This is a genomic window from Kineococcus lubricus, from assembly GCF_050871965.1.
Classification (GTDB): Bacteria; Actinomycetota; Actinomycetes; order Actinomycetales; family Kineococcaceae; genus Kineococcus.
Genome location: NZ_JBJLSK010000017.1, coordinates 1 through 14,205, shown reverse-complemented (window position 1 = coordinate 14,205; position 14,205 = coordinate 1). Strand labels below are relative to the sequence as shown.

Sequence of the window (14,205 nt, the reverse complement as noted above, 5' to 3'; positions counted from 1 at the left end):
GGTGACCTCGTGATCGTCCACGACGAACGTGTCCCCGGTCCGCACGGCGACGTCGACGTCCGGGTCTACGAACCCGTCGGCGCCCCCGCAGCCGCTCTCGTGTGGGCGCACGGGGGTGCCTTCGTGGCCGGGGACCTGGAGATGCCCGAGTCCGACGCGGTCGCCCGCCGCCTGCAGGAGAACGGGGTCCTCGTCGTCGCGGTGGGCTACCGGCTCGCCGGGCCGGGCACGTGCTACCCGGTCCCCTCCGACGACGTGCTGGCGGCCTGGCGGTGGGGCCGGGAGTTCGCCCTGGCCGCGGGGGTGCGCCCGGAGCTCGTCCAGCTCGGCGGGGCCAGCGCGGGCGGGAACCTCGCCGCCGGGGCCGTGCTGCGCCTGCTGGCCGGCGGCGAGCAGCCGCCGGCGGCGGTGTTCCTGGCCTACCCGACCCTGCACGACGTCCCGCCCGAGCCGTCCCCGGCGGCCGCCGCGGCCGTGGCGGGGTTGCCGGAGGGGCAGCGCTGGGGCGCGGCCGACGTCGCCGCCATGTACGCCGGGTACCTCGGGGGGCCGGCCGAGCCCGGCAGCGCGCCGGCCGCGGCGGTCCCCGGGACGGCCGACCTGACGGGTTTCCCGCCGACGTTCGTGCTCACCAGCGAGGCCGACGGGTTGCGGGGTTCGGCCGACGAGTTCGCCCGCCGGCTCGTCCTGGCCGGGACGCCGGTGTTCTCCTGCTGCGAACCGGGCACCGAGCACGGGCACCTGAACCGTCCCGGCCCGCGGTTCGACGCCAGCCTGCGCCGGGTGCTGCGGTGGATCGCGTCGGCGCCCGACCTCACGGCGTGAGCCGCGGCGGCAGGACGACCTCGCCCAGGACCGTGCGGGACCCGGCCGGCCGCACCGTCCCCGCGACCCCGGCGAGCAGCGCGAACACCTGACCGGGGTCCCCGCAGCCGGGCGGCGAACCGCTCGCGGTCCCGGCGAGGTCGCACCCGGGGACGAAGGGGGGCGTCGACCCCGACCGGGTCCGGCGCGGTCAGGCGCTCTTGCGCAGTTCGGCCAGCACGAGGTCGGTCGCCGTCGCGCGGTCGAGGGTCACCCCGGCCTCGCGCAGCACCCGGACCGCCCGGCCCTCGGTGTGCCCCAGCATCGCCAGCAGCACGTGCTCGGTCCCGATGTAGTTGTGCCGCAACGACAGGGCGACCCGGAGCGAGTCCTCCAGGACCTTCTTGCCGCTGCGGTCGAACGGGACGTGCCCCGGCAGCCCGCGCCCGAACAGGCGCCGGCGGCGCGGTGCCCGGTCCAGCGCGCCCGGCCCGAAGGACGCCTCGGCGCGGCGGCGGACCTCCTCCAGGTCGATCCCCAGCGACCGCAGCGCCTCGGCGTCGTCGTCGGGGGGTCCGTCCCGGCGGACGACCTCGCGGACGGTCGTCAGGTCCGCCCCGGCGCCGGTCAGGATCCGCTCGGCGACCGACGGGGTCGCCAGGCACCCCAGCAGGACGTGCTCCTCGCCGATGCGGTGGTGCCGCAACTGCCGGGCCTCCTCCTGGGCGGTGATCACCGCGGTGCGGGCGTTGCGGGTGAAACGTTCGAACACGGGTTCCTCCTCAGGTGCGACGGGCGTGCTTCTTGTGGACGGCCTGCTTCGTGACGCCGAGGGCCCCGGCGATGTCGGCCCAGGACCAGCCGAGCCGGCGGGCCTGGGCGACCTGCAGGTCCTCGAGCTGCTCCAGCAACCGGCGCAGCGCCGCGACGGCCCGCAGGCCGACCGCGGGGTCGGGGTCGGTGCCGCGGGTGACCAGGTGGTCCTGGTCGGTGGTTCCGCTCATGGGTCAACTGTGGTTGACGATCGGCCGGAAGTCAACCCTTGTTGACGCTCGGTCCGGAGGCCCGTCCGTCCCGCGCCACCCGGCTGCCGCTGCCCGGCGGTGACGCCCCGGCGCGGCGTGCGCGGACGGCCCGCGCCCGGCACGCTGGCCCGGTGATCCTCCCCGAGGTCCGCGACCCGCGACTGGTCACGATCCGCCGCGGCGGGACCCTCACCGACGCCGACCACCGGCTCCTCGCCCGGTGGGCCGCCGAGTGCGCCGAGCACGTCCTGCCCCTCTTCGAGGACGGGAACCCCGGGGACACCCGCCCGCGCGAGGCCGTCCGGGCCGCCCGCGCCTGGGCCGCGGGGGAGCTGCGGATGATGGACGCCCGCGCTCGGGGCGGCCACGCGATGGCGGCGGCCCGTCCCCTGCGCGGCGCCGCGCGCCACGCCGCCCACGCCGCCGGTCAGGCCGCCTGCGTCCCCCACGTCCCCGAGCACGACCTCGGGGCCGCCGCGTACGCCGTCAAGGCCGCCCGGGCGGCGAATCCCGCCGACCCCACCGCCGGGCGCGCCGAACGGGACTGGCAGCGCGAACGGCTCCCCGAACCGGTCCGCGCGCTGGTCCTGGAGGACCAGGCCCGGCGCAGCGCGATCTGCTGGTCCGCCTTCGACGACTGACCTGCCCCATCCGCGCGGTTCGGGGTGGGGCCGGGAACCCGCGCTCGGGAGGCTCCGGAACGGGCTGCGTGTTAGCCTTCGAAGGGTCCAAGCGAGGGCGCAGAACCAGCCCACGGAGGCGAACGTGCCCCTCCAGCGGATCAAAACCACCCCTGGCACCCCTGGCCCGCCGGGCCGTGAACCCGACGACGCGCTGCCCGTCGTCGTGGGCGCAGGGCGGCTCCCACCCCGGTTCCCCTGACCCCCTCGCGGGGTTTCCCGTGCCCGTGGGGGACACCCGTCGGCGTCGCCCGTGGACGACGGCGTTCCCCTCACCCGGTAGCCGGCCACGGCCGCCGCGAACCACCCCTGCTCACCGCCGACCCCGGAACCCAGGAGGACGCCGTGCCCGGAAACTGGCTCGTCGGGAGGTCCCCCGACGCCCCCGCCGAGGACGAGACGCTGACGGCCGTCGCGCTGGCGGTGGATACCGGCGAGCACGACGTCGACGACGCCCTGCACGAACTGCACCGGCTCGCCGCGACCGACGGCGTCGAGATCACCGTCGACGTGCGGCAGAACCGCGACCACCCCGACCCGGCGACGTACGTCGGCCGCGGCAAGGTGGCCGAGGTCGCCGACGCCCTCCAGCGCACCGGCGCGCGCCTGGTCATCGCCGACGACGAACTCAGCCCCGCGCAGGTGCGTTCCCTCGAGGGTGGACTCGGGGTGCGGGTGGTGGACCGCACGGCCCTGGTGCTGGACATCTTCGCCCAGCACGCGCGCAGCAGCGAGGGCCGGACCCAGGTGGAACTCGCGCAGATCGCGTACCAGCTGCCCCGCCTGCGGGGGAGTTCACGGAACCTGTCCCGGGTCGGGGGCGGCCGGGTGGCGGCCGGTCAGGGCATCGGTGTCCGCGGGCCCGGTGAGACGCGGCTGGAGTCCGAGCGCCGCCGGTTGCGGCGGCGGGCCAACGACCTCCGCCGGCAGGCCACCGCGATCGCGGCCCGGCGGCAGCGGACCCGCGACCGCCGCTCCCGCAACGCCGTCCCCTCCGCCGCGCTGACCGGGTACACCGACGTGGGCAAGTCGGCCCTGCTGAACCGGCTCGCGGCCGCCGACGTCGAGGTGCGCGCGGAGTTGTTCGCCACCCTGGACCCCACGGTGCGCCGGATCGTCGTCGAGGACGTCGCGTTCACCCTCACCGACACCGTGGGTTTCGTGCGCAACCTGCCGCACCAGCTCGTGGACGCCTTCCACTCCACGCTGGAGGAGGTCGTCCAGGCCGACCTGGCGGTGCACGTGGTGGACGCCGCGGCTCCCGACGCCCTGGACCGGCTGAGCACGGTGCGCGGGGTCCTGCGGGAGATCGGCGCCGCCGACGTGCCCGAACTGCTCGTCCTGAACAAGGTGGACGTGGCACCGCCGGACCGGGTGACCGAGCTGCAACGGCTCCACCCGCAGGCGCTGACCGTCTCCGCGCTCACGGGCGAGGGTGTCCCCGAACTGCGCTCGGCCCTGGCCCACCGGCTGCGTCGCGAACCCTGAGCGGGGACCTGAACCCTCCGCCCGCCCGGCCCTCCCACGTCCCCGACCCCCACCACGACGACCACCCAGGAGGAAGAACCGTGATCCCCACCGCGAACACGCCGGACGAGGTCCACCTCGCCCTGGCGCCCGGCGCCGAGGCGCTGTTCCAGGCCCGGCGCTTCCTCGGCCTGTACGCCCAGCAGAGCGGGGTGCCCGACGACTGCGCGGGTGACGTCGTCCAGGTCGCGGGGGAGTTGATGGCCGTCGGGGGACGGGCGCGCCACGTCCTCACCCTGGCCGTGCGGGACCACCCCGGGGAGCTGAGCGTCCTCGTGGACCTGGCCGGGTCGGCCGACGTCGAGGTGAGCGCGGAGGCGGAGTCCCTGCTGAACGGCCTGAGCCGCCAGTGGGGCTGGCGGCAGCTGCCGGGGTGCACCCGGGTGTGGTGCGACGTGCCCAAGCACTGACCGGGGGGCGGCACGCGTCCGCCGTTCACCGGTGCGCGCGCGCCAGGTGCTCCCCGCGCTCGCGCAGCCGTTCGCGCAGCTCCGGCGGTTCGAGGACCCGCACGCCGGGCACCGCGCACAACTGGTCGGCGGCGACGTCGACGCCCTCCACCCCCAGCCGGACCTCCACCCGCCCGTCGGGCAGCGCCACGGCGTCCTGCGCGGCCGCGGCGGTGAGCCGGCCCGGGACGTGCCGCAGCAGGTCGGGCAGGTTCGCGGCGGGCAGGACCAGCCGGACCCGCACGCGGCGCAGGTCGGCGTCGAACGCGTCGGCGGCGTCGCGCCAGTAGTCGTGCAGGTCGAAACCCTCCGGGCGCACCACGGTCTCGGCGCGCAGCGTCACGGATCCCACCCGCGCGGTGCGGTACGTGCGCGGCGTCCCCCGGTGCGCCGCGACCAGGTACCACCGGCCCGCCTTGAGCACGAGGCCGAGCGGGTCGAGCCGGCGCGCCACGGTGCGCTCACCGCGGCGGTAGCGCACGTCGACGCGGTGGCCGGTCCAGACGGCCCGCGCGAGGTCACCCAGCGCCTCCTCCGGCGTCGCGGGACGGAACCAGCCGGTGGTGTCCAGCAGCACGCGCTGGTTCACCACGTCCAGCTGCGCCTGCACCCGCGCGGGCAGGCCGGAACGCAGCTTGGAACGGGCGACGGCGAGCACCGCGCCCAGGCCCAGGTCGGCGGCCGCGGCGCCGCCGAGCCCGAGCGCGGTCACCTCGTCGGGGGACAGGCCCTCGACCGGGGAGCGCCACCGGTCGACGATGCCGATCCCCCCGCCGGCGCCCTGCACCGCGTACAGCGGCGCCCCGGCCAGCTGCAGCGCCTCGACGTCGCGGTAGACGGTGCGGACCGAGACGCCCAGCTCGGCCGCCAGCGCGGGCGCGGTGGTGCGGCGGTCGCGCTGGACGCACAGCAGGAGGGCCACCAGCCGGGAGGAACGCACCCGCCGACCGTAGCGGCGGACCTGACAGCAGGTGTCAGGTCCGTGCCCCACGGTGGGTGTCGTGACCTCCACGGAGAAACCCCTGACCGGTTCCGTCGCGCTCGTCGCCGGAGCCACCCGCGGCGCCGGGCGCGGGATCGCCGTCGCCCTGGGTGCCGCCGGCGCCACCGTCTACTGCAGCGGCCGCAGCAGCCGCGGCCACCGGTCGGACTACGACCGTCCCGAGACGGTCGAGCAGACCGCCGAACTGGTCGACGCCGCCGGCGGCACCGGCATCGCCTGCGTCACCGACCACCTCGACCCCGCCCAGGTGCGCGCGCTCGTGCGGCGCGTCGACGAGGAGCGGGGACGGCTGGACGTCCTGGTCAACGACATCGGCGGTGAGCACTACGTCGACTTCGGCAAACCGCTGTGGGAGTACGACCTCGACCGCGGCCTGGCCCTGCTGCGCGCCGGTCTGGAGACCCACCTCGTCACCAGCGCCGTCGCCCTGGGCCTGCTGACCCGCCGGCCCGGCGGGCTCGTCGTCGAGGTCACCGACGGCACGACCGCGTTCAACACCCCGCGCTTCCGCGAGACGGTGTTCATGGACGTCACCAAGCACGCCGTGAACCGCCTCGCCTGGGCGCAGGGGCACGAGCTGGAACGCGTCGGCGGCACGGCCGTCGCCGTCACCCCCGGCTGGCTGCGGTCGGAGATGATGCTCGACGTCTTCGGGGTGCGCGAGGAGAACTGGCTGGAGGCGACGACCCGGCCGAAGACCGACGGCCCCGACCCGGCCGACTTCGCCGTCTCCGAATCGCCCGCGATGATCGGGCGCGCGGTGGCCGCGCTGGCCGCCGACCCCGGCAGGGCCCGCTGGAACCGGGCGTCGGTCACCTCGTACCAGCTGGCCGAGCACTACGGCACCACCGACGCCGACGGTTCGCGGCCGGACGCCTGGCGCTACATCGAGGAGGTCCGCGAGAAGGGGCTGCCCGCCGACGTCACGGGGTACCGCTGACCGGTCCCGCGTCCACGGGTCGCGCATCCCCGCCCACCACGCCGAGCGGGAGGTCGCCGCGGGCCGGTGGGCCTTGACGTCCCCCGCGGGGACGCCGAGGCTGCCCGCGTGCTGATCGCGATGTGCGGGCTGCCCGCCGCCGGCAAGAGCGCACTGGCCGGCGAGCTGGCCCGGGCGCTGGCCGCGCCGGTCCTGTCCGTGGACCCGGTCGAGGCCGCGGTCTGGCGGGCCGGGGTCGGGCGCGGGGAACCCACCGGTGTCGCCGCCTACGCCGTGGTCCAGACCCTCGCCGCGGAGAACCTGCGCCTGGGCCTGACGGTGGTCGTCGACGCCGTCAACGACGCCGCCGAGGCGCGCGCGGCCTGGAGGGGACTGGCCGACCGCGAGGGGGTTCCCCTGCACTTCCTCGAGGTCCGCTGCTCCGACCCGCAGGTGCACCGGGAACGCCTGCTGGGGCGGCGCCGCGACCTGGACGGGTTCCCCGAGCCGACGTGGGCATCGGTCGAGGCCCGGCGGGCGGCGTTCACCGACTGGCGGCAGGACCGGCTGGTGCTGGATTCCCTCCGTCCCCTGGACGAGCTGACGGCGGAGGCGCTGGACCACCTGCGTCGTCCGGGGTCCTCTGCCAGGCCGTCGCCGTGACCTCCACGTTCCCGGGGAGCACCGCCCACCCGAGGGAGACGCCGTTCGTGCCCGCCCCCGCGCTGGTGGCCGTCGGTTCGGTCGTCGGGCTCCTGGTGGTGGCGGCCTACGCGGGGGGCGTCCTGCTGCCCCACGTCGTCCACGACCTCCACCACCTGTCCCACGCGGAACTGACCGGTGGCGCCCACGACCCGAAGGGGCTGTGGCCCGCCGACGCCGGCCTCCTCGGGGCGCTGGTGAGACTGGCCGGGGTCTGCGCGGCGTTCGCCGGCTGGTTGCTCACCGCACCCGCGGCCGTGGTCAGCGCGTTCGCCCTGCGGTCGGCGGCGGAGCGCCGCGCCCCGCGCCGCGTCGTGCTGCACCTCGTGGTCCTGGCGCTGCTGGTGTCCGCGACGGTGGTGAGGTTCACCCCGTTCGGCGGCGCGCTGGTGACCTGGAGCCTGGACTGAGGCCGTCGCCCCCGCGCCGCGGCCGGATCCCGGTGACGTCGCCGGCGCTGAGCGGCCTGGCCGCCTGCTCGGGCGGCGACCCCGCCGCCGCCGGCCCGGAGGCCTGGGACGTCGCCTTCCAGGCCGCCGGGGCCGCCGGGGCCGCCGGGGCCGCCGGGGCCGCCGGGGCCGCCGGGGCCGCCGGGGCGTCGCCCTTCGTCGCCTCCGGCACCGAACCCCGCGACGACCCCTCGCAGTGGGGCGTCGCCCTCGCCACGAGCTGAGCGGGCCGGGCCGCCACTAAGCTCCACGGCGTCGACGGGGCACGGCCGGCCCCGCCGCCCACCCACCTCCGAGGAGCGACACGATGGCTCGGCGACCGGCCGTCTCCAGCGTCCAGATCGCCCGTGAGGCGGGGGTGGCGCAGTCGACGGTCTCGCGGGTCCTCAACGGCGGCAGCGTGGCGCCGGAGACCCGCCGCCGGGTGCTGGAGGTCCTCGCCCGGCACGACTACCAGCCGAACTCGGCGGCCCGGGCGCTGGTCGGCGCCCGCAGCGGCCTGGTCGGGGTCGTCGTCCGGGACCTGACCAACCCCTTCTACCCGGTCATGGTGCGGGCGGTGGAGCGCGTCCTGCACGAGCGGGGGCTGCGGTTGCTGCTGCTCAGCGACGTGACGACGCCGCAGGAGAGCCTGGCGGTGCTGCGTCGCGAGCGGGTCGACGGGGTGGTGTTCAGCTCCGCCGTCCGCGACGACCCGCTGGCGTGGCCGGTGAGCGAGCACGGGATCCCGGTGGTGCTGTGCCACCGGACCATCGCGGGTTTCCCCGGCGACCAGGTCGAGGCGGACAACGCCGGCGCGGCGCGGCTGGCCGCCGACCACCTGCTGGACCTGGGGCACCGCCGCCTGGGCATGCTCTGCGGCACCGCGCGGGCGAGCACCGCCGAGCAGCGCGCGGCGGGTTTCCGGGCGCGGCTGGCCGAACGCGCGCCGGAGGCGGAACTGGTCACCGTGCCGGGCGGTTACGACTACGCCACCAGCCACGCGGCGGTGCGTGAGCTGCTGCGCGGTCCCCGCCGTCCGACCGCGCTGTTCTGCCACAACGACGTGATGGCGCACGCGGCCCTGAACGCCGCCACCGCCGAGGGCGTCGACGTGCCCGGCGGGCTCAGCGTCGTCGGCTGCGACGACGCACCGGCGTCGTCCTGGGAGCGGATCGCGCTGACGACGGTGCGCCAGCCGCTGTCCCGCATCGCGGAGGTGGCCGCACGGCTGCTGCTGGACCGGCTGGCGGACCCGGACGCGCCGCTGCGGCACGAGGTGCTGCCGGTGGACTTGGTGCGACGCAGCACGACCGCGCCCCCGGGGGACTGAGGGCGGACGGTCGCCGGTTGACGGGCCGGGGCCCGGCGCCTACGGTGGCACCACTCGTTGGATACGTATCCAACGATCTTGAGCCACCGCCCGACGGTCCGGGACGACGGCGCCGCCGCGAGGACCGCGACCACCAGGACCGAGACACCGACGTCACCCACGGAGCTGAGATGTCCCACACCCTGAAGACCGCCACCGCGACCCCCGCCTCGTTCGCCGGGGACGACACGGTCGCGGGGACCGTGCGCGGGATCATCGCCGACGTGCGCACCCGCGGGGACGCGGCGGTGCGCGAGCTGTCCGCCCGCTTCGACCGCTGGGAACCGGAGTCCACCCGCCTGAGCCCCGAGCAGGTCGAGGAGATCGTCGCCACCCTGCCGCAGCAGGTCATCGACGACATCACGACCGTGCAGGCCAACGTCCGCCGCTTCGCCGAGGCCCAGCGGGCGTCCATGACCGACGTCGAGGTGGAGACCGAGCCCGGGGTGTTCCTCGGGCACCGGCACCTGCCCGTCGCCGCCGTCGGCGCGTACGTCCCCGGCGGCCGGTACCCCCTGACCGCCTCGGCGCACATGACCATCGTGACGGCCAAGGTGGCCGGGGTGCCGCGCGTCGTGGCCTGCACGCCCCCCATCCGCGGCGAGGTCCCCGCCGCGACGATCGCCGCCATGCACCTGGCCGGCGCCGACGAGATCCACGTCCTGGGCGGGGTGCAGGCGGTCGCCGCCATGGCCGTCGGCACCGAGAGCATCGCGCGCGTCGACATGCTGGCCGGCCCGGGCAACGCCTACGTCGCCGAGGCCAAGCGGCAGTTGTTCGGCGAGGTGGGCATCGACCTGTTCGCCGGGCCCACCGAGATCCTCGTCGTCGCCGACGACAGCGCCGACCCGTTCGTCGTGGCCGTGGACCTGCTGTCCCAGGCCGAGCACGGCCCCGACTCCCCGGCCGTCCTCGTCACCACCAGCGAGGAACTCGGCCGCCGCGTCCTGGAACACGTCGAGCAGATCCTGCCCGGCATGCCGACCGGCGACATCGCCGGCCCCGCCTGGCGCGACCACGGCCAGGTGATCGTCGCCGACGACCTCGACGAGGCCTACCGGATCGCCGACGGGTTCGCCTTCGAGCACGTCCAGGTCCTCACCGCCGAACCCCGCCTGGCCCTGGAGAAGATGAACGCCTACGGGGCGCTGTTCCTCGGCGAGGGGACCTGCGTCTCCTACGGGGACAAGGTGATCGGCACCAACCACGTCCTGCCCACCCGCGGCGCCGCGCGCTACACCGGTGGCCTGTGGGTCGGGAAGTACCTGCGCACCGTCACCTACCAGGAGGTGCGCGACCAGGACGCCTCCGCGCGGCTGGGGACCCTGTGCGGGCGCGCCGCGCGCGTGGAGCTGTTCGAGGGCCACGCCCGGTCCGGCGACGTGCGCGCCGCCAAGTACGCCGGCGCACCGCTGACCTGGAGCGACCACTTCCAGGGCGCCCCCGCCTGAGGGGGAACCCTCCCACCACCGATCGACGGAGATCCCCGATGGAGCAGACCCCACCCACCCCCCGGCAACTGCGCCGCCGGTCCCTGCAGTCCGGGACCATCGGCGCGGTCGTCGAGTGGTACGAGTACACGATCTACGGGACGGCCGCCGCGCTGGTGTTCGGCGAGCTGTTCTTCCCCAACCTCTCCAGCGGCGTGGGGCAGATCGTCTCCCTGGCCTCCTTCGGCGTCGGGTTCCTCGCCCGGCCGCTGGGGGCGGTCGTCGCCGGCCACCTCGGTGACCGCATCGGGCGCAAGTCGACGCTCATCCTCACCTTCTCGGTGATGACCGTCGCCACCGCCGCGATCGGCCTGATGCCGACCTACGCCCAGATCGGGGTGGCCGCGCCGCTGCTGCTGTGCGTGCTGCGCCTGGCGCAGGGTTTCGCCGTCGGCGGGGAGTGGGGCGGGGCCGCGATCATCGCGGTCGAGAACGCCCCCCGGCGCCGGCGCGGTTTCTTCGGCGCGTGGCCGCAGATCGGGGTGTCCGCCGGTCTGCTGCTCGGCACCGCGGCCGTTTCGCTGTCGGCCTGGGTCTCCGGCGACGCCTTCGCGGCGTGGGGCTGGCGCCTGCCGTTCCTGCTGGCGATCGCCCTGGCCGCCGTCGGCCTGGTGATCCGCCTGCGCGCCACCGAGAGCCCCGCCTTCCTGGCGGAGAAGGCGAAGATGGACGCCGAGATGGAGCAGCGCAAGGCGCCCGCCGTCGTGCTGTTCCGCGAGCACAAGCGCCCGCTGCTCGTCGCGGTCTTCGGCCGGTTCGCCGAGGCGGGGAACTACTACCTGTTCACCACCTTCGTCCTCTCCTACGTCACCACGAACCTGGGGGCCCCGCGCAGCTACGCCTCATCGCCTCGATGGCCGGGGCGGCCGCGAACATCGCGCTCATCCCCGTCTTCGGCGCGCTGTCGGACCGCATCGGACGGCCCCGGACGTTCCTCATCGGCGCCGCGGTCATCGTGGTCACCACCTGGCCGGTGTTCGCGCTCGTGCAGACCGGGCAGCTGTGGGCGATCACCCTCGGCGTCGTGGTCTTCATGGCGCTCGGGCACGCCATGGTCTACGCACCGCTGCCCGCGCTGTACTGCGAGATGTTCCCCACGGCCGTGCGCTACTCCGGGATCTTCATCGGCTACCAGATGGCCTCGATCCTGCTGGCCAGCTTCGCCCCCGCCCTCGCCGCCGCCCTGGTGCTGTGGGCCGGCGGCGGCCTGTGGGCGGTCGCCGTGTTCGCCATCGCCTGCACCCTGGTGGCGATCGTCGCCATCTCCGCCGCCCCCGACCGCCGCCACCTGGAACTGGAGGAGATCGGCGTGACTACCCTGCCCGGCGACCGCGCGGTGAGGACGCCGTGAGGGCCCCCGGCGACGTCGTCGGCGGCCGCACCGCCCTGGTCACCGGCGCCGGCAACGGGCTGGGGCGGGCCATCGCGCTCGCCCTGGCCGGTCACGGCGCCCGCGTCGTCCTCGTGGGACGCACCCGGCGACCGCTGGAGGAGACCGCCGCGCTGGTCGGCGACGCCGCCCGGGTGGCGCTGTGCGACGTGTCCGACCCCGCCTCGGTGGACACCCTCGCCGCCGAACTGGCCGACGAGTCGATCTCCATCCTCGTCAACAACGCCGGGGTCGCCGGCCCGGTCGCCGACCTCGTCGACGTCCGGCCCGACGAGTGGGACGAGGTGTTCGCCGTCAACGTGCGCGGGACCTACCTGGTGTCCCGCGCGTTCCTGCCGCCGATGCTCGCGCGCGGGACCGGGGACGTGGTGAACATCGCCTCGGTCAGCGGCAAGCGCCCGCTGCCCGGCCGCACGCCCTACACCGCCTCGAAGATGGCCGTCCTCGGGTTGACGACCACGCTGGCGCACGAGGTCGGCCCGCAGGGCGTCATGGTGAACTCGATCTCCCCGGGCCCGGTCGCCGGGCCGCGGATGGAACGCAACTTCGCCCGCGAGGCCGAACGCTCCGGGACGACGCCGCAGGCGGCCGAGGCCGAGTTCGTCTCCCGCGCCGCGCTGCGGCGCATGGTCACCGAGGACGAGGTCGCCACCGCCACCGTCGCCGTCCTGTGCGTGCCCGGCCTGTGCGGCGCCGACATCGACCTGTCGGCGGGCATGGTCGCCCGCTGAGCGGCGGGCTACCCCAGCGCCTCCTGCCGCCACGCCGAGAAGGGCCACGACGCCCCGGCCCCGCCGCCCGCGGCGGGGCCGGGGCGTTCCCGGGCGCGGGCGAGGAGGGCGCCGATCAGCGCCACGCCGAGCGGGGTCGCCGGTGGGCGGCCGGTCACGACCGCGCAGGTCCAGCAGTCGGGCCGGCACGGCGGGCGCGCCGCGACCGGGGTTCGCGTCCAGCTGGTGCGCACGGGGATCCTCCCTGGTGTCGCGACGACGGAGGCGCCGCGGGTGCGGGTGCCGGTGCCTGGTGCCAGGCACCCGGGTGGTCACCGCGGAACCCCGCGGTGACCACCCGGGTGACGGTAGGAACTGCAGCGCGCTGCAGGTCAACCTCCCCGGCGCGGCCGGCCGATCCCGGGCGGGTCAGGCCGCCGAGCCCACCGCCGCGGGCTCGGTGAACGTGACGTGCCCGTCGTCCAGGTCGTAGGTGGCGCCCACGATGCGCAGGTGCCCGGCGTCCACGGCGTGGGCGAGCAACGGGTCGGCGGCGAGCGCGCTCACCTCGGCGGCGACGTTGGTGCGGACGGCCTCGGCCAGGAGGTGGGTCTCGTCGGTGCCGGCGCGGGCTCGTTCCACGGCGGGCCGGATGGCGTCGACGAGGGAGTCGATGGCGGTGCCGGAGGCGGCGCTGTGGTGGCGGACCGCGTCGACGGTCGCGCTGACCGCCCCGCAGTTCTCGTGCCCGAGGACCAGGACGAGCGGCACGTGCAGGTGCTCGACGCCGTACTGGATGCTGCCCAGGACCGGGGGAGCGAGCACCTGCCCGGCCGTGCGCACCACGAACAGGTCCCCCAGGCCCTGGTCGAAGACGAGCTCGGGCGGGACCCGGGAATCCGCGCAGGAGAGCACGATCGCGAAGGGGTGCTGCGCGGAGGCGACGTGCACGCGCCGTTGCAGGGTGCCGGCGGTGTGCTGCTCGTGGGCGGTGACGAAACGCGCGTTGCCCTCGCGCAGCAGCTCCAGGGCCTGGTCGGGGTCGTCGACCACCTCGGGGCGTCCGGGCGGCGCGCCGGGTCCGGCCGGTTCCCCACCGCTCGCGCACGCCGTCAGCACGGTCCCGGCCCCGGCCAGCGCGCCCCAGCGCAGCAGCCCGCGCCTCGTGGTCCCCCGGTCCGGCGCCGAACCCGCGGTGCGGCGGTCGGCGGCTCGTGCGGGCAGCGTCGATCCTCGAACGTTCATCGGTTTCCCCCCGATCGTTCCGCGTGGCCCCCGCCACGCGGTGCGCGATCCCCCCGGAACGCGCGCCGGGAACGTTACCGGAGCGCGGCGCGGCGGTGCACCCGAATATCGGCGGATTCTCCCGGTCGCGGGTTCCCGGATCGGAGGTGTTGTGCTGCAACAGTTCCGTTCACTGGTTTCGGCGAAAACCGCACGAGGGAGGCGGAGCCGGCCCTAGGGTGTGCCCCGTCCGGCCCCAGGGGGGGGATCTGCCGGGCACGACACCCTGTTCAGGAGGGGCGATGAGGACGAGTCGACGGGTGGGGTCCCGGTGGATCGCGTCGGGGTTGTTGACGGCGGTCGCAGCGGTGGGGTCGACGGCGGGGGGGGGGGGGGGGGGGGGCGGGCCGGGGGGCGGGGGGGGGGGGGGGGGGGGGGGGGGGGCGGCCCGGGGGGGGGCGCGGGGCGGGGGGGGGGCGGGG

The 14,205-nt window shown here is 76.0% G+C and carries 17 protein-coding genes and 1 pseudogene; 13 read left to right on the top strand and 5 right to left on the bottom strand.

Going from position 1 to position 14,205, the window contains the following annotated elements; all coding sequences use genetic code 11:
* The first annotated feature begins 9 nt into the window (after positions 1 to 9).
* Positions 10 to 825, top strand: coding sequence for an alpha/beta hydrolase (locus tag ACRYRX_RS14160; protein WP_432512738.1), 816 nt, complete (start codon positions 10 to 12; stop codon positions 823 to 825).
* Between the two features lie 190 nt (positions 826 to 1,015).
* Here the strand turns inward: ACRYRX_RS14160 and ACRYRX_RS14155 are convergent, their stop codons facing one another.
* Complete coding sequence (locus ACRYRX_RS14155) at positions 1,016 to 1,576, bottom strand: Clp protease N-terminal domain-containing protein (protein ID WP_432512737.1); 561 nt, start codon at positions 1,574 to 1,576, stop codon at positions 1,016 to 1,018.
* A 10-nt stretch (positions 1,577 to 1,586) separates the two neighbouring features.
* A complete protein-coding gene (locus ACRYRX_RS14150; RefSeq protein WP_432512735.1) occupies positions 1,587 to 1,808 on the bottom strand; it encodes a hypothetical protein in 222 nt (73 codons plus the stop codon).
* A gap of 152 nt (positions 1,809 to 1,960) precedes the next feature.
* Between ACRYRX_RS14150 and ACRYRX_RS14145 the strand changes: the two genes are divergently transcribed.
* From ACRYRX_RS14145 to ACRYRX_RS14135, 3 genes are all read left to right on the top strand, one after another.
* The gene (locus ACRYRX_RS14145) at positions 1,961 to 2,470 is read left to right on the top strand and encodes a putative immunity protein (protein WP_432512734.1); all 510 of its coding nucleotides are present in this window, start codon (positions 1,961 to 1,963) and stop codon (positions 2,468 to 2,470) included.
* A 384-nt stretch (positions 2,471 to 2,854) separates the two neighbouring features.
* Entirely contained in the window at positions 2,855 to 3,997 is a 1,143-nt protein-coding gene (hflX, locus tag ACRYRX_RS14140) for a GTPase HflX (RefSeq protein WP_432512732.1), read from the top strand.
* A gap of 80 nt (positions 3,998 to 4,077) precedes the next feature.
* Complete coding sequence (locus ACRYRX_RS14135; protein ID WP_432512730.1) at positions 4,078 to 4,446, top strand: hypothetical protein; 369 nt, start codon at positions 4,078 to 4,080, stop codon at positions 4,444 to 4,446.
* Positions 4,447 to 4,471: 25 nt separating this feature from the next.
* Here ACRYRX_RS14135 and ACRYRX_RS14130 read toward each other — a convergent pair whose 3' ends face one another.
* Positions 4,472 to 5,425 (bottom strand): helix-turn-helix transcriptional regulator, encoded by a 954-nt coding sequence (locus ACRYRX_RS14130; protein WP_432512728.1) that lies wholly within the window; start codon positions 5,423 to 5,425, stop codon positions 4,472 to 4,474.
* A 61-nt stretch (positions 5,426 to 5,486) separates the two neighbouring features.
* On the opposite strand from ACRYRX_RS14130, the gene ACRYRX_RS14125 reads away from it, so the two are divergent.
* From ACRYRX_RS14125 to ACRYRX_RS14085, 9 genes and pseudogenes are all read left to right on the top strand, one after another.
* Entirely contained in the window at positions 5,487 to 6,428 is a 942-nt protein-coding gene (locus tag ACRYRX_RS14125) for an SDR family oxidoreductase (protein ID WP_432512727.1), read from the top strand.
* A 108-nt stretch (positions 6,429 to 6,536) separates the two neighbouring features.
* On the top strand, positions 6,537 to 7,070 hold the full coding sequence (locus tag ACRYRX_RS14120; protein ID WP_432512725.1) for an AAA family ATPase: 534 nt from the start codon (positions 6,537 to 6,539) through the stop codon (positions 7,068 to 7,070).
* The gene (locus ACRYRX_RS14115; RefSeq protein ID WP_432512724.1) at positions 7,067 to 7,519 is read left to right on the top strand and encodes a hypothetical protein; all 453 of its coding nucleotides are present in this window, start codon (positions 7,067 to 7,069) and stop codon (positions 7,517 to 7,519) included. Before ACRYRX_RS14120 ends, ACRYRX_RS14115 begins: the two co-directional genes overlap by 4 nt.
* Positions 7,520 to 7,551: 32 nt before the next feature.
* Entirely contained in the window at positions 7,552 to 7,782 is a 231-nt protein-coding gene (locus ACRYRX_RS14110; RefSeq protein ID WP_432512723.1) for a hypothetical protein, read from the top strand.
* Between the two features lie 83 nt (positions 7,783 to 7,865).
* Positions 7,866 to 8,870, top strand: coding sequence for a LacI family DNA-binding transcriptional regulator (locus ACRYRX_RS14105; protein WP_432512721.1), 1,005 nt, complete (start codon positions 7,866 to 7,868; stop codon positions 8,868 to 8,870).
* Between the two features lie 170 nt (positions 8,871 to 9,040).
* Positions 9,041 to 10,360 (top strand): histidinol dehydrogenase, encoded by a 1,320-nt coding sequence (gene hisD / locus ACRYRX_RS14100; RefSeq protein ID WP_432512720.1) that lies wholly within the window; start codon positions 9,041 to 9,043, stop codon positions 10,358 to 10,360.
* Between the two features lie 38 nt (positions 10,361 to 10,398).
* Positions 10,399 to 11,169: pseudogene (locus ACRYRX_RS14095) on the top strand (MFS transporter); the annotation flags it as partial.
* Between the two features lie 83 nt (positions 11,170 to 11,252).
* Positions 11,253 to 11,750: an MFS transporter gene (locus tag ACRYRX_RS14090; RefSeq protein WP_432512718.1), complete on the top strand. Its 498-nt coding sequence runs from the start codon at positions 11,253 to 11,255 to the stop codon at positions 11,748 to 11,750.
* Positions 11,747 to 12,520 (top strand): SDR family NAD(P)-dependent oxidoreductase, encoded by a 774-nt coding sequence (locus ACRYRX_RS14085; protein WP_432512717.1) that lies wholly within the window; start codon positions 11,747 to 11,749, stop codon positions 12,518 to 12,520. The genes ACRYRX_RS14090 and ACRYRX_RS14085 overlap by 4 nt, the downstream gene beginning before the upstream one ends.
* Positions 12,521 to 12,528: 8 nt before the next feature.
* On the opposite strand, the gene ACRYRX_RS14080 is transcribed toward ACRYRX_RS14085, so the two are convergent.
* Together ACRYRX_RS14080 and ACRYRX_RS14075 are read right to left on the bottom strand one after the other, a co-directional pair.
* On the bottom strand, positions 12,529 to 12,753 hold the full coding sequence (locus tag ACRYRX_RS14080) for a hypothetical protein (RefSeq protein ID WP_432512715.1): 225 nt from the start codon (positions 12,751 to 12,753) through the stop codon (positions 12,529 to 12,531).
* A gap of 175 nt (positions 12,754 to 12,928) precedes the next feature.
* Positions 12,929 to 13,744, bottom strand: a complete 816-nt coding sequence (locus ACRYRX_RS14075) for a carbonic anhydrase (RefSeq protein ID WP_432512714.1) — start codon at positions 13,742 to 13,744, stop codon at positions 12,929 to 12,931.
* Positions 13,745 to 14,205: the final 461 nt, after the last annotated feature.

Coding starts and splice junctions, on each gene's coding strand:
- ACRYRX_RS14075 (WP_432512714.1), bottom strand. CDS start 13,744: ATGAACGTTCGAGGATCGACGCTGCCCGCACGAGCCGCCGACCGCCGC.
- ACRYRX_RS14150 (WP_432512735.1), bottom strand. CDS start 1,808: ATGAGCGGAACCACCGACCAGGACCACCTGGTCACCCGCGGCACCGAC.
- ACRYRX_RS14105 (WP_432512721.1), top strand. CDS start 7,866: ATGGCTCGGCGACCGGCCGTCTCCAGCGTCCAGATCGCCCGTGAGGCG.
- ACRYRX_RS14090 (WP_432512718.1), top strand. CDS start 11,253: ATGGCCGGGGCGGCCGCGAACATCGCGCTCATCCCCGTCTTCGGCGCG.
- hisD (WP_432512720.1), top strand. CDS start 9,041: ATGTCCCACACCCTGAAGACCGCCACCGCGACCCCCGCCTCGTTCGCC.